The following is a 13,061-nucleotide window of genomic DNA, read 5'->3' on the forward strand; positions in this document are numbered from 1 at the left end:
GGTCTGATCCATGAAGCATTTCCGATTTTCGATATTTTTTACAGTGGTGTGTTTAGCACTATCCGCGTATTGGGGTTTTACCCACGGACCTGAAGCGGGCGTGTCTACCATGCTTAAAGCTTTAACCATTACAGCCATTTTAGCTGTAATGGAAGTCTCTTTATCTTTTGACAACGCTGTCGTAAATGCATCGGTTCTACGTAATTGGGACCCGTTCTGGAAAATGATCTTTTTAACGGTAGGTATTTTAATCGCCGTTTTTGGTATGCGTTTAGTTTTCCCTGTTGTAATTGTTGCAGTGACTGCAGATATGGGTGTTATTGAAGTAGCTAAATTGGCACTCAATGATCCGAAAACTTATTCTGAACGTTTAATGGCACACCACGCTGAAATTTCGGCTTTTGGTGGAACATTCTTATTATTGGTGTTCTTAAACTTCTTCTTCGATGATGAAAAAGAAACCCATTGGTTTAGATGGCTTGAAACTAAACTTTCTAGTTTAGCAAGCGTACCAGCAATGTCTGTGTTTATTGCTTTGATTGCTCTCATTGTGATGGCAGGTTATGTAGATGACCACCAACGTTTAGCAGTCACCATGGCTGGTATTTGGGGCATTGTGGTTTATATTGGCGTTGAAGTATTAAGTCATTTGTTAGGTGGTGAGCCTGAAATTGATGAAAATGGTAATGCTGTATTACAAGATGGATCAGGGGCTGCTTCAGGTGTTGTAAAAGCCGGTTTAGGGGGTTTCTTATATCTTGAAGTATTAGATGCATCATTCAGTTTTGACGGTGTGATCGGTGCTTTTGCAATTACTAGCGACGTTGTTGTGATTATGCTGGGTCTTGCAATCGGTGCTATTTTTGTCCGTTCAATGACAGTTTACCTTGTAGAAAAAGGCACGCTAGACGCTTATGTGTTCTTAGAACATGGTGCGCATTATGCGATTGGTGCTTTAGCATTCATTATGATTGCAAGTGGTACAGGCGTACATGTACCTGAAGTTGTTACTGGTTTAATTGGTGTAGCGTTTATTGTTTGGGCTGTTATTGCTTCAATTCAATATTCAAAGCGCGAGCAACAGTCGCCTTAAGCTAATTTTCAGTAAAGTTCGATAGAATAAAGAGGCTAAATGCCTCTTTATTTTTTTAAGCCCAAATCGTTATTTTAAATAAGGTGTTCCGTATTTTTAGAAACGAATCGGCTTATAATTTACCTAGTTTGATAACGTGTATTGATATGATGAATGCTTTGGAACGTCGCTCAACTTTTGCCTTAAGTAGTATTTTTGCACTACGCATGTTGGGCTTGTTCATGATTATTCCTGTCTTTTCTGTAGTTGGGCAGTCATATCAATATGCGACTCCAGCACTCATTGGTTTGGCTGTAGGTGTCTACGGCTTAAGTCAGGCAATTTTGCAAATTCCATTTAGCTTACTGGCAGACCGTTTTAGCCGTAAACCGCTTGTAGTATTTGGTCTATTACTGTTTGCGATTGGTGGTGCAATTGCTGGTTTATCTGACACCATTTATGGCGTAATTATTGGCCGTGCTATCGCTGGTGCTGGTGCAGTTTCAGCAGTCGTGATGGCGCTTTTAGCCGATGTGACGCGTGAAGAGCAGCGTACTAAAGCCATGGCTGCCATGGGCATGAGTATTGGTCTGTCTTTTGTAGTGGCGTTTAGCCTTGGGCCTTGGCTCACAAGCCTTGTCGGTATTTCTGGCTTATTCTTTGTGACAACCATTATGGGCTTAATTGCGATTGCGATGTTATTGCTTGTGCCTAAAGTCACTCGCCATCATCGTAATTATCAGCAAGGCTACATGGCACAGCTTAAGCAAGTCATTCAAATGGGTGATTTAAACCGTTTACACGTTTCGGTTTTTGCATTGCATTTATTGCTGACAGCCATGTTTATTTATGTGCCTTCACAGCTCATCGAGTTTGCGCATATTCCTTTGGCGAGCCATGGTTTGGTGTATTTGCCGCTGTTAGTCATTAGCCTGTTCTTTGCATTTCCAAGCATCATCATTGCTGAAAAATATCGCAAAATGCGCGGGATTTTCTTAACAGCAATTACAGGGATTATTGCAGGTTTGCTGCTGCTCATATTTGGTTATCAATCAAAATATGTATTACTCGCTGGCTTAGGAATTTTCTTTATTGCATTTAATGTGATGGAGGCTTTATTGCCTTCTTGGCTGTCAAAATCTGCTCCAATCCAGTCAAAAGCAACGGCTATGGGCGTAAATGCCAGTAGTCAGTTTTTAGGCGCTTTTTTTGGTGGCACACTAGGTGGTCAATTATTGATGTTACATAATACTGCGATTGGATGGAGTGTCTTAGCAGGGATTGCTATAATATGGTTGCTAATTAGTTTTGGTTTAGCTCAGCCGCGGTATTTGTCATCGATTGTGTTGCCATTGCCGCAAGTGCAACAGGTGAATGAGTGGACCACACAGCTATTGGCAATTCGTGGTATCGAAGAAGTTGTGGTGATGCCTGACCAGCAAGTTGCTTATATTAAAGTCGATAAACAGTCTCTAGATGATGCTGCGCGACGTGATTTAACGCAGTTGTTCGGTAAAGAGGTAGCCATTTAAGCATAACTCTTATAAAGTAAAACATAGAAATGTATAGGATGAAGACAGCTAATGCGTGGTGTAAATAAGGTTATTTTGGTTGGTACTTTGGGTCGTGATCCTGAAACAAAAACTTTTCCAAATGGGGGCTCGTTGACCCAATTTTCAATCGCGACAAGTGAAGCTTGGACTGATAAAAATACCGGTGAACGTAAAGAACAAACAGAATGGCACCGTATTGTTTTGCATAACCGTTTAGGGGAAATTGCTCAGCAGTTCTTGCGTAAAGGTTCTAAGGTTTATATTGAAGGTTCACTACGTACGCGTCAGTGGACAGACCAAAATGGCCAAGAGCGTTACACTACAGAAATTCGTGGCGACCAGATGCAAATGTTAGATGCTCGTCAACAAGGTGAACAAGGTTTCGCTGGCGGTAATGATTTTAATCAACCACGTTTTAACGCACCTCAACAAGGTGGTAATGGTTATCAAAATAATAACAACCAAGGTAGCGGCTATGGCCAAAACAGCGGTGGTTATGGTAACCAAGGTGGTTTCGGTAATGGTGGAAGCAACCCTCAAGCGGGTGGTTTTGCGCCTAAAGCTCCGCAACAACCAGCTTCTGCACCAGCTGATTTAGACGACGATTTACCGTTCTAATCAAAGTTTCAAAAAAGGCGAGTTTATCTCGCCTTTTTTATTACTCAATTCCAAGCAAACGTATAAGTGCCGTGCCGGCAGCTGCCAAGCAAATCACTAATAACAGCGGTACTTTTTTCCAAACTAAGAACAGTGCTAAGCCAACACCGAAAATACGTGCAAAACCTGCGAAATGTTGACCTTCAAAAAATGTTGTCGTCACTGCAATCGCACAGAGCAAAACAGTCGCACCGTTTGAGAGTAAAACTTGGTATTTTTCAGAAAAAGAGAACTTGGCACCCAAGTGAAACCCAGCAAAGCGAATCCCATACGTTCCAAGTGTTAGCAAGCCTATACCTAAAATAATTAGTAATTGTTGACTCATTTCTTTCTACCAAATATCAAGCCAAAAAGTGAAATCAGAATTGGAAGTCCTGAGGCCAAAAAAGGTGTGGTGATCAGCGCTAAAGTTGATCCGGCAAATGCAGCTTTTCGAGTAGATTTATTCTTTAAAGCATTAAAAGTAAGTGCAATTAAAATCGCTGGGAAAATGGCATCTAAGCCAAATGTTTTAGGGTCTGGAATAGCACTTCCAATGAAATAACCCGCAGTGACACCCAGTGGCCAACTCAGCATAATGCAAATACCACATAACCAGTAAGCAGCCTTTTTTGTTTCGAAATCGGGCTGTGCCATGCCAAACAAAACGCTTTCATCGTTCATGATATGAGCCCCGAAATATCGAGAATATTTGCCACGGATTAGTTCATTGACTGCAATACCAAAAGGTAGATGTCTTAAATTGACGAGTAGTCCTGCAATCGCAGCTGCAATTGGGCTACCACCTACAGCCAAGAAACCAATAAAAATAAATTCAGCAGTTCCTGCGAGCACAAACACGGATAGACAAAGCGGGATCCAGAGCGCTAAGCCATAACTTGCAGCGAGTGAACCTAAAGACATACCAACGACACTCGTCGCTAGACATACAAAGAAAATCGAGCGGGTAGTGTCTTTACTAAGTTTTTTAATTAGAGAGTATGTGGACATAGCATGATATAACGAACGATTTTCCATTATAATGAATAAGTCTGATCGTTTTGTCAAAACGAACGATCGTTTTTTTTATAGAACGGATGTGGTGAATGTCTCAGCCAATCGAAATTATTGCCAAAGGTTTAACGCGTGAACGTCAAAGAGCAGGGCTTTCATTGGCAGAGGTTGCTCGTCGTGCAGGTGTTGCCAAATCTACACTTTCTCAATTAGAGGCAGGGCAAGGAAACCCTAGCATTGAAACCTTATGGGCACTTTGTGTGGCGCTCAATATTCCATTTGCAAGGTTGATGGAAGAACCGAGTAATCAGGTACAAGTCATTCGCTGTGGTGATGGGCCAACAGTGAGTTCTGAGATTGCCAATTACAAAGCGATTTTGTTGGCGACTTGTCCGCCACATGCGCGCCGAGATGTGTATTTACTGATTGTTGAGCCAGGCGAAGACCGTCTTTCAGAACCGCATCCGGTTGGCTCTGTGGAGCATATTATTGTGGTTGAAGGTAAAGCTTTAGTGGGCTTAATTGATGAAGCTGTTGAGCTTGGAGTTGGAGACTATATTTGTTATCCAGCCGATCAAAAGCATATATTTAGAGCCTTAGAAACAGGCACAAAGGCATTATTAATTTCTGAACAAAACTAGTAGCTTTAAATTCATTCAAGTGAAGTCTTTTCTTTTAATGAATTTAAACATCTATTATTCATTTGTTTCAATCAATCTAACTAAGTTTTCTTGGGATAATGTTTTATTGTCGACTTCTTCAACCAGAGTAATTGCTTTTCGAAGTACAGCTAACCCTTCATCGGTCAGTTGGACTTGTTGTTCACGTAAATCTAAAGGATAAGGTGAAATAGTAATTAATTTACTTTTTTTCAGGCGTTGTAAAATAAGTGAAACTTGCATTTTGGGCATACCAGACATATCAACGATGACTTTCTGCCGAACATGTTGACTAGAAATAGAGATATTTTGTTGTAATTGCCAACCAATAAGAGCCAGTATGCTGAAGCTTGGTTGAGTCAAATCTAATGGGGCTAGAACTATATCAATTTGTCTTTGCCATTTAATAAATGTTTGCCAAAACCTGAAACCTATACTTTCCACTGGAGAGGTATGCGTAAATATATCAAGCTTTACCATTTTAATAGGACCTATTAAGTAAATTTATAATTTTTAAAGACTTATAGCAAAAGCGATTATAGCTGATTTTACAATAGTGCATGATTTTTATAATGAATCAAATCACTGCAAATTCTATTGATAATTAGCATTTTTTAATCTTACCGCTTCCTAAGAAGCGGGAGGAAATAAAAAGTCACTTAATTACATCCTGACTGAAAATTTCTATTCTAGATATTTAAAATTCCTTGAATAATTTTGTCCAGATCAGCCTTTAATTTAACAAGCATACCTATAATTTACTGCTTTTAATTAAATTTGCATCGTGTTGAGTTATTTCAAAAAAACCTTTTCGTGCAAGTATTCCCCAGTTTGGATTACTTGTAAGTTCTAATCCTTTAATGTCTTTGATGGGCTTAGGTATAAAATCTAAATCAAAAATTACATCTTTTCTGAAGGGTTTAAAGTCTGGAGTTTGTTCAAACTGATAAATATCATTATTTAAAAAAGAACATCTAAAGGCAATTAACTTTAATTCTTTGCCAGCACGCATTTCAGTTCGTGGACAATATATAAATACCTCATCACCAGCATTAGTCGCGATGAGCGGACTCTTTCGGCCATGGCAGACTTGAAGGATATTTAACTTTGAAGCGATTAACGCATGCTCATAAGAAATCACAGCAATCCAGGATTTCATAGGCTCAACTCTTTTTTGTGATTTCAACGAGGTTATTAACACTTTGAACAATGTTCTGCTTTAAGTTTTCCCAAATTTTATCTTTAAAAAACTCATAATCATGAGGCTGAATACAGAGAGTATGTTCAACCCTATCATCTGGACAGGCTGCACCTTTTTCGATAAGTGAATGTCCAATAGACATAGCACCTATGGGCGTATAACTAGTTGTTGTAAAATGCTGTCCATCAATAAATGAGGTTACATAGGCGGAAATTAAATCTGGTGCTCCGTAGGGAAGAATATTAATATTTTTTCCGAGTTTTATTTTGTTTCCATCGGATTGGGTTTCTAGTAATCCTTTATCCCAGTTGCTCCAGTTGGCAATATCATTCCAGTGCTTCCAGATAAGTGGAAAGGACTCTTTTGGAATCTTAATACTATAGCTAAATGTTAACGTTTTAAGTTTATTGTTCATTAATTTTGCCTTTTATATAAGTTAATAATAGTTTTATTAAAGAATAATCAGTTGTTATTGAATGACAGATTTAGCTCGGAATGAGTTGATATCACCAGTCACATTTAAATAAAACTTTAATAGTAAAATAATATACTATTATTTTACTAATTGCAATTTTAAAATTTTGATGTTTTATTCTTATTCGATTACCTATAAGTTATTTTTTATAAATTTAAGGTACTTTTATAACTTCTAACCAAACACATCGATATTTCATATTTGGAAATCTGATTCAATTTTTATGTAAATTATTTATAGAAATATTAAATTCATGAAAAGAATCTAGACCAATTTTGCGTATAAATTTTGCAATTGGCTCTCTCTTTTATTACAAAAATGGCTCTCGTTTCTTGAGTGCCGAAACGACAAATTAAAGCTATTGGAAGTATGCATACGGAAGCGCCGGATAAGCTCAGTGAATTTACTGTTTTAGGAATTGGGCAGAACGGCTAAATTTTTAGGGGATATTTTTTGGCTTCGGAGGATTTCCGAGACTAGCCGATATCCTCCATATATTAAGGAAAATGATATGGCAGCTCATCAAAATGGTTCTGAAGCCAATCACTCCCAAAGTTTAAAACATGGACTCAAATCACGCCACCTGACCATGATCTCGATTGCAGGGGTTATTGGTGGTTCTCTATTCGTGGGCTCAGGCAGTATTATTTACAATACCGGACCTGTAGTTTTCTTAACTTACGCTTTAGGTGGTCTACTCGTTTGGTTCATCATGCGTATGTTAGGCGAGATGGCCGTTTTAAACCCTGATAGTGGCTCTTTTTCAACTTATGCTGACCGTGCGATTGGCCGTTGGGCAGGTTTCTCAATTGGCTGGTTGTACTGGTGTACTCTGGCCATGCTCATGGGGTGGGAAGCCTATGTGGCAGGAAAAATTCTAAACAATTGGTTCCCGTTTATACCGATCTGGGTCTATATGGTCGTGGTGATTGGCGCACTGGTTGTTGTTAATTTACAAAACGTGAAAAACTATGGTGAATTTGAGTTTTGGTTCGCCCTCATCAAAGTCATTGCGATTGTTATTTTCCTTGTGATTGGTAGTTTAGCCATCATGCACTTGTGGCCTTGGGGTAATCCGGCTGCTTCTGGTATGAGTAATTTAACCTCTCAAGGCTTTATGCCAAATGGCGGCTCATCCGTTATTACAGCCTTGCTTGGGGTCATGTTTGCCTACATTGGTGCTGAAATTGTTACGGTAGCGGCAGCAGAGTCGGCAAATCCATCGAAAGAAATTCGTAAAGCATCGAACTCGGTGGTTTGGCGAATTATTTTATTCTACGTAGGCTCTATGTTTGTTGCAGTATGTTTGATTCCTCACAACAATGAACTTTTGAAAGATTCAACTTGGGGAACCTATAGCGTGACTCTGTCTGCACTTGGTATTCCAGGGGCGCGCCATATCGTAAACTTTGTGGTTCTAACCTCGGTATGTAGCTGCTTTAACTCAGCTCTTTATACGTGTTCACGTATGTTGTTCTCTTTGGCTAAACGTGGTGATGCACCGAAAAGTTTTGGTTCTGTAAACAGTAAAAGCAGTCCATGGGTAGGCGTGATTGTGTCATGCTTCTTCTCTGTGATTGCGGTAGTTTTAACTGCAACCGAGAGTATGAATGTTTATGACTTTTTCATGTTAACAACAGGCGCGGCAACACTGTATGTTTACCTGACTATTGCTTATTCTCAGCTTCGTATGCGTAAAAAGTTAGAAGCTGAAGGCGTGAAAATTGACTTTAAAATGTGGATGTTCCCTTATCTAACTTACGTGGTGATTTTTGCAATTATTGGTGCAATTCTTACCATGTTGATTGAAGGCACCTATTTTAAAGAAGTGATTTACACCACAGCTCTGTTCGGCATTATTGTGTTCTTCGGATTGTTGTCTGAAAAACTGGGTTGGGGTAAAGAGCGTAGAGCGACTCATTTAACTCATAGCCATGAAGAAAAGTTAGTTTAAATTTTTTAAATAAAAAAGAGCCTTACAAACAGGCTCTTTTTTATTTGTCTTATAAGAAAACAGTTAATTCAATGTGGGTACACCTGCTTCACGTAAGCATTGAAGCAAGACACCAAAAGCCATCACCATATCTTTTTCATTTACACAGGCAAAGCCCATGAGCAGTCCACGTTCGGCATGTGCATGCGACTGCATGTAATACTGCGAAAGAGGACGAACTTTGACACCACGTTCAAGTGCAGTCGCCGCAATCGCGACATCATCGCAAGCGTTTGGTAGTTTTAAAACCAGATGCAATCCTGCCGCTTCATCATATTCATGAATAAATTCGGGACCAAGGTAGCGTTGAATTAAGCTCACCAAGTAGTCACGGCGTTTACCATAGAGCAGGCGCATACGGCGAATATGCGCTTCATAATGGCCTTCACGAATAAATTCAGCTAGGGCTTTTTGCTCAAGCAAGTGCCCACCACGATAAAGCTCGGCTGCAACAATACGTAATGGTGAAAATAACGGCTTAGGCACCACTAGATAGCCAATTCTTAAGGATGGATAAATGGTTTTACTAAACGTGCCCATGTACAGCACAGGCGCATCATTTTCTAAACCTTGTAAAGAGGGGTAAGGCTGACCCGAGAAACGGAACTCACTGTCATAATCATCTTCTACAATCCAGCTATTGTGCTGACGTGCAATCTCAATCAGTTTACGTCGGCGGTTGAGGCTTAAATGAGAGCCAAGCGGATATTGGTGTGAAGGCGTGACAAAAATGAGTTTTGGTGGCTTTGCCGGATTTTCCTCAGGAATAATGCCTTCAGCATCGACAGGCATTGGTTGAATATCAAGGCCATTAATTCGTAACGTATTACGCATTCCCCAATAAGCAGGATCTTCAATCCAGATTTTATCCCCCATATCACTGAGCGCACGCGAGACTAAATCAATAGCTTGGTGAATGCCTTCGGTAATAATAATCTGGTCCGCATCGCACTGGACTGAACGTGCAACACGCAAGTAATCTGCCAACGCACTTCGAAGCTCTATACATCCACCTGCATTGCTATAAATCAGGCGGTTAATGTCGGGTTCGCGGCTTAAGCGTGCTTGAATACGACTAAAAATATGATGTGGGAACTCGGTCACATCCGGTGCTCCCGGCACAAAAGCGCCCCATTGGTGTGGCGACGCTGCTGCATAGCCTAATAAGTTGGAACCACGCTGCGATAGTGCATAGGAGCTTTGAGCTTTCGGGCTAGAAACCACTTTTTTCTTGTTTTGTGTATTTAAAAAACTCTCTGGTAATTTTTCGGCAACCCATGTGCCATGGCCTGTACGAGCCTCTAAATAACCTTCCGCTTGTAGCTGTTCATAGGCAGTGAGCACTGTATTTCTCGAAACATGAATTTCGCTGGCTAAGTCGCGTGATGCAGGTAGACGAGTCTTGGGCTGGATGACTCCATCAATGATAGCACCACGCAGGCAACGGAAAAGGCGTTGATGTAGTTTCCCTTCAGTGTCCTGTTGGAGTCGTTGCAGCAAATGATCTCCAAGTAAACTACGCAATTGGCTCTCTCCTACAGTTAAAAAGTGGCTCTCGTCAGTTGGCATCAGACGAGCGAAATTACATGCATAGGCAGTCGTTGTAAAGCACCCTGAAAATTAAGCACAGGATGCAAGAAACCAAAGCTGCAACTGATGATGAAAATATGAGGGAATCAAATGGATAATCAACATTCTGCACTTAACGCACGTAAACAGCAAGCAACTCCACGTGGTGTAGGCGTGATGTGCCAGTGGTATGCGGAAAAAGCTGAAAATGCTACGCTTTGGGACAAGGAAGGCAACCAATTTATCGACTTTGCTGGTGGTATCGCGGTTTTAAATACAGGCCATCGCCACCCTAAAGTGATTGCAGCGGTGACTGAACAACTTACTAAATTTACGCATACTGCCTATCAAGTAACACCATATGAAAGCTATGTCGCTTTAGCTGAGCGTATTAATGAACGCGCGCCAATTGCTGGTCCTGCAAAGTCTGCTTTTTTCACTACAGGTGCAGAAGCAGTTGAAAATGCGGTGAAGATTGCTCGTTCTTACACAGGTCGTCACGGCATTATCACTTTTGGTAACGGTTTCCACGGTCGTTCATTTATGACGATGGCAATGACAGGTAAAACGGCTCCTTACAAACGTGATTTCGGCGTAATGCCAGCGGGTGTTTTCCATGCACGTTACCCAGTGCCTGCTAAAGGTATTTCAGTAGACGCGGCAATTGAAAGCGTTGAAGATATTTTCAGTGAAGATATTGCACCACATGATGTTGCGGCAATTGTGCTTGAGCCAGTACAAGGTGAAGGCGGTTTCAATGTTGTGCCAGCTGAGTTCTTAAAACGTTTACGTTCAATTTGTGACAAGCACGGTATTTTATTGGTTGCTGACGAAGTGCAATCAGGTTTTGCTCGTACTGGTAAATTATTTGCAATGAACTATTACGAGACTAAAGCAGACCTCATCACGATGGCGAAAAGCTTGGGCGGTGGTTTCCCTATTTCAGGTGTTGTTGGCCGTGCAGAAGTGATGGATGCGCCTAACCCAGGTGGATTAGGTGGTACTTACGCAGGTAGCCCGATTGCAGTTGCTGCTGCGCACGCAGTGATTGATGCGATTGAAGAAGAAAACTTATGCGACCGTGCAAATGAATTAGGTGCAGAGTTAGTTGTCGCACTTAAAGATATTCAACAAGCAACAGGCGATGTCGTAACTGATATTCGTGCATTAGGTTCAATGGTTGCGGTAGAGCTTGAAACAGCTGAACAAGCAAAAGTTGTACAAAACTATGCAATGGAAAACGGGTTGTTACTTCTTACTTGTGGTAAATACGGTAATGTAATTCGTTTCTTATATCCATTAACCATTCCTGCTGAACAATTCCGTCAAGGCCTTGATATCTTGAAACAAGGTTTTGCAACTCTAAAAGCAGGTAGTGCAAAAGCAATGGAGCAATCTGCATGATTCAAAATACTTTGCAGTATTTATTAAAACATCCTGATATTTCATTAGAAGCGCCTGCATCAAATGACTATATCGAAGTTAATGATGCTGCTACAGGTGAAACTTTGGCATGGGTAAAAACCTATGACCGTGCAGGAGTTGAAGCCGCAATTAACCGTTCAGCAAAAGCGCAGGCTGCTTGGAAAAAGCAAACTGCCTTGGCTCGTGCTGATGTGCTATTGGCATGGTACAACCTCATGCTTGAGCACAAAGAAAATCTGGCTCAAATCTTAACAGCTGAGCAAGGTAAGCCATTAGCAGAAGCACGTGGTGAAATTGGTTATGCAGCATCTTTTATACGATGGTTTGCCGAGCAAGCTCGCCGTATTGATGGTGAAGTGTTGACGCCAACCTTGCCAAACCAACGTCTGCTCGTGATTAAACAAGCGATTGGAGTTACTGCTGCCATTACGCCGTGGAACTTCCCTGCTGCCATGATTACGCGTAAAGCAGGTCCAGCCATTGCTGCGGGTTGTTCAATGTTGGTTAAACCAGCAGAACAAACGCCGTTAACCGCCTATGCACTTGAAGTATTGGCTTTACAGGCAGGCTTACCAGCTGATGTTTTAATTAACATTAGTGGTGATGCGGTTGAAGTGGGTAAAACCCTATGCGAAAGCGATATTGTTCGTAAGTTAAGCTTCACAGGTTCAACTCAAGTTGGCCGTATCTTGATGCAACAATGTGCGCCGACCATTAAAAAGCTTTCACTTGAACTCGGTGGTAATGCACCAGTTGTGGTATTTGACGACGCTAATCTTGAGCAAGCAGTTCAGGGCATCATGGCAAGTAAATATCGTAACAGCGGTCAAACTTGTGTATGTGCTAACCGTATTTATGTTCAAGACGGTATTTACGATGCATTGGCAGAGCGTTTGGTTGAAGCTGTGTCTAAGCTTAAAGTTGGCGATGGCCGTCAAGAAGGTTCAACTCAAGGGCCTTTAATTGATGAAGATGCGATTGCAAAAGTTCAGTCTCATATTGCAGATGCAACTGAGAAAGGCGCGACAGTTCGTATTGGTGGTCAGCGTTCGGCACTTGGCGGTACATTCTTTGAACCGACTGTGTTAACAGGCGTAACGCAAGACATGAAAGTGTCTAAAGAAGAAACTTTTGGTCCGCTTGCACCACTATTCCGCTTTAAAACTGAAGATGAAGCAGTGGCAATGGCGAACGATACCGAGTTTGGTTTAGCTGCTTATTTGTTTACGCAAAGCACAGCTCGTCAATGGCGAGTAGGTGAAGCACTCGAATATGGTATGGTCGGCATTAACACGGGCGCGATTTCAAATGAAGTTGCTCCGTTTGGTGGCGTAAAACAATCAGGTCTAGGCCGTGAAGGTTCAAAATTCGGCATCGAAGAATATGTCGAAATGAAATACCTCTGCGTAGACTTATCTGAGTAAGGAATAAAGCGAGTTCGCTTTGTTCTGAACGAAAACATAC

At 41.1% G+C, this 13,061-nt stretch carries 13 protein-coding genes; 7 read left to right on the forward strand and 6 right to left on the reverse strand.

The genetic code is table 11. The features are described from left to right. Positions 1-10 precede the first annotated feature (10 nt). From ACYU0V_RS01010 to ssb, 3 genes are all read left to right on the forward strand, one after another. Complete coding sequence (locus ACYU0V_RS01010; RefSeq protein WP_108009816.1) at positions 11-1,093, forward strand: DUF475 domain-containing protein; 1,083 nt, start codon at positions 11-13, stop codon at positions 1,091-1,093. Positions 1,094-1,239: 146 nt separating this feature from the next. Next, positions 1,240-2,604 (forward strand): MFS transporter, encoded by a 1,365-nt coding sequence (locus ACYU0V_RS01015; protein ID WP_005078603.1) that lies wholly within the window; start codon positions 1,240-1,242, stop codon positions 2,602-2,604. A 51-nt stretch (positions 2,605-2,655) separates the two neighbouring features. Beyond that, complete coding sequence (ssb, locus tag ACYU0V_RS01020; protein WP_068564499.1) at positions 2,656-3,243, forward strand: single-stranded DNA-binding protein; 588 nt, start codon at positions 2,656-2,658, stop codon at positions 3,241-3,243. Positions 3,244-3,283: 40 nt separating this feature from the next. Here the strand turns inward: ssb and ACYU0V_RS01025 are convergent, their stop codons facing one another. Both ACYU0V_RS01025 and ACYU0V_RS01030 read right to left on the reverse strand, forming a co-directional pair. Continuing rightward, positions 3,284-3,607 carry an AzlD domain-containing protein gene (locus ACYU0V_RS01025; protein ID WP_461848732.1) on the reverse strand — a complete coding sequence of 108 codons (324 nt, stop codon included), beginning with the start codon at positions 3,605-3,607 and terminating at the stop codon, positions 3,284-3,286. Beyond that, on the reverse strand, positions 3,604-4,299 hold the full coding sequence (locus ACYU0V_RS01030; RefSeq protein ID WP_005804464.1) for an AzlC family ABC transporter permease: 696 nt from the start codon (positions 4,297-4,299) through the stop codon (positions 3,604-3,606). The genes ACYU0V_RS01025 and ACYU0V_RS01030 overlap by 4 nt, the downstream gene beginning before the upstream one ends. 68 nt (positions 4,300-4,367) lie before the next feature. Here ACYU0V_RS01030 and ACYU0V_RS01035 point away from each other — a divergent pair, with 68 nt between their 5' ends. After that, complete coding sequence (locus ACYU0V_RS01035; RefSeq protein ID WP_002117406.1) at positions 4,368-4,916, forward strand: helix-turn-helix domain-containing protein; 549 nt, start codon at positions 4,368-4,370, stop codon at positions 4,914-4,916. A 54-nt stretch (positions 4,917-4,970) separates the two neighbouring features. Here the strand turns inward: ACYU0V_RS01035 and ACYU0V_RS01040 are convergent, their stop codons facing one another. The 3 genes from ACYU0V_RS01040 to ACYU0V_RS01050 all read right to left on the reverse strand — a co-directional run bounded on the left by ACYU0V_RS01040 (position 4,971) and on the right by ACYU0V_RS01050 (position 6,550). After that, complete coding sequence (locus ACYU0V_RS01040) at positions 4,971-5,414, reverse strand: MarR family winged helix-turn-helix transcriptional regulator (protein ID WP_068564497.1); 444 nt, start codon at positions 5,412-5,414, stop codon at positions 4,971-4,973. A 271-nt stretch (positions 5,415-5,685) separates the two neighbouring features. Continuing rightward, on the reverse strand, positions 5,686-6,093 hold the full coding sequence (locus ACYU0V_RS01045) for an EVE domain-containing protein (protein WP_068564495.1): 408 nt from the start codon (positions 6,091-6,093) through the stop codon (positions 5,686-5,688). Between the two features lie 4 nt (positions 6,094-6,097). Continuing rightward, a complete protein-coding gene (locus tag ACYU0V_RS01050; protein ID WP_063097717.1) occupies positions 6,098-6,550 on the reverse strand; it encodes a hypothetical protein in 453 nt (150 codons plus the stop codon). A gap of 571 nt (positions 6,551-7,121) precedes the next feature. Here ACYU0V_RS01050 and ACYU0V_RS01055 point away from each other — a divergent pair. Then, positions 7,122-8,564, forward strand: a complete 1,443-nt coding sequence (locus ACYU0V_RS01055) for an amino acid permease (RefSeq protein WP_032062500.1) — start codon at positions 7,122-7,124, stop codon at positions 8,562-8,564. Positions 8,565-8,627: 63 nt separating this feature from the next. Here the strand turns inward: ACYU0V_RS01055 and pdxR are convergent, their stop codons facing one another. Then, positions 8,628-10,127: a MocR-like pyridoxine biosynthesis transcription factor PdxR gene (gene pdxR / locus ACYU0V_RS01060; RefSeq protein ID WP_461848734.1), complete on the reverse strand. Its 1,500-nt coding sequence runs from the start codon at positions 10,125-10,127 to the stop codon at positions 8,628-8,630. Between the two features lie 156 nt (positions 10,128-10,283). Here pdxR and gabT point away from each other — a divergent pair, with 156 nt between their 5' ends. Further along, positions 10,284-11,576 carry a 4-aminobutyrate--2-oxoglutarate transaminase gene (gene gabT, locus ACYU0V_RS01065; RefSeq protein ID WP_032004962.1) on the forward strand — a complete coding sequence of 431 codons (1,293 nt, stop codon included), beginning with the start codon at positions 10,284-10,286 and terminating at the stop codon, positions 11,574-11,576. Continuing rightward, positions 11,573-13,021, forward strand: a complete 1,449-nt coding sequence (locus ACYU0V_RS01070) for an NAD-dependent succinate-semialdehyde dehydrogenase (RefSeq protein ID WP_033849014.1) — start codon at positions 11,573-11,575, stop codon at positions 13,019-13,021. The genes gabT and ACYU0V_RS01070 overlap by 4 nt, the downstream gene beginning before the upstream one ends. Positions 13,022-13,061 lie beyond the last annotated feature (40 nt).

The organism is Acinetobacter sp. X9 (assembly GCF_054889255.1).

Bases quoted from the DNA above. Each gene is read 5' to 3' on its own strand.
- ACYU0V_RS01025 (WP_461848732.1), bottom strand. From the start codon at position 3,607: ATGAGTCAACAATTACTAATTATTTTAGGTATAGGCTTGCTAACACTT.
- ACYU0V_RS01010 (WP_108009816.1), top strand. From the start codon at position 11: ATGAAGCATTTCCGATTTTCGATATTTTTTACAGTGGTGTGTTTAGCA.
- ACYU0V_RS01035 (WP_002117406.1), top strand. From the start codon at position 4,368: ATGTCTCAGCCAATCGAAATTATTGCCAAAGGTTTAACGCGTGAACGT.
- ACYU0V_RS01050 (WP_063097717.1), bottom strand. From the start codon at position 6,550: ATGAACAATAAACTTAAAACGTTAACATTTAGCTATAGTATTAAGATT.
- ACYU0V_RS01015 (WP_005078603.1), top strand. From the start codon at position 1,240: ATGATGAATGCTTTGGAACGTCGCTCAACTTTTGCCTTAAGTAGTATT.
- ACYU0V_RS01070 (WP_033849014.1), top strand. From the start codon at position 11,573: ATGATTCAAAATACTTTGCAGTATTTATTAAAACATCCTGATATTTCA.
- ssb (WP_068564499.1), top strand. From the start codon at position 2,656: ATGCGTGGTGTAAATAAGGTTATTTTGGTTGGTACTTTGGGTCGTGAT.
- ACYU0V_RS01055 (WP_032062500.1), top strand. From the start codon at position 7,122: ATGGCAGCTCATCAAAATGGTTCTGAAGCCAATCACTCCCAAAGTTTA.
- ACYU0V_RS01040 (WP_068564497.1), bottom strand. From the start codon at position 5,414: ATGGTAAAGCTTGATATATTTACGCATACCTCTCCAGTGGAAAGTATA.
- ACYU0V_RS01045 (WP_068564495.1), bottom strand. From the start codon at position 6,093: ATGAAATCCTGGATTGCTGTGATTTCTTATGAGCATGCGTTAATCGCT.
- gabT (WP_032004962.1), top strand. From the start codon at position 10,284: ATGGATAATCAACATTCTGCACTTAACGCACGTAAACAGCAAGCAACT.
- ACYU0V_RS01030 (WP_005804464.1), bottom strand. From the start codon at position 4,299: ATGGAAAATCGTTCGTTATATCATGCTATGTCCACATACTCTCTAATT.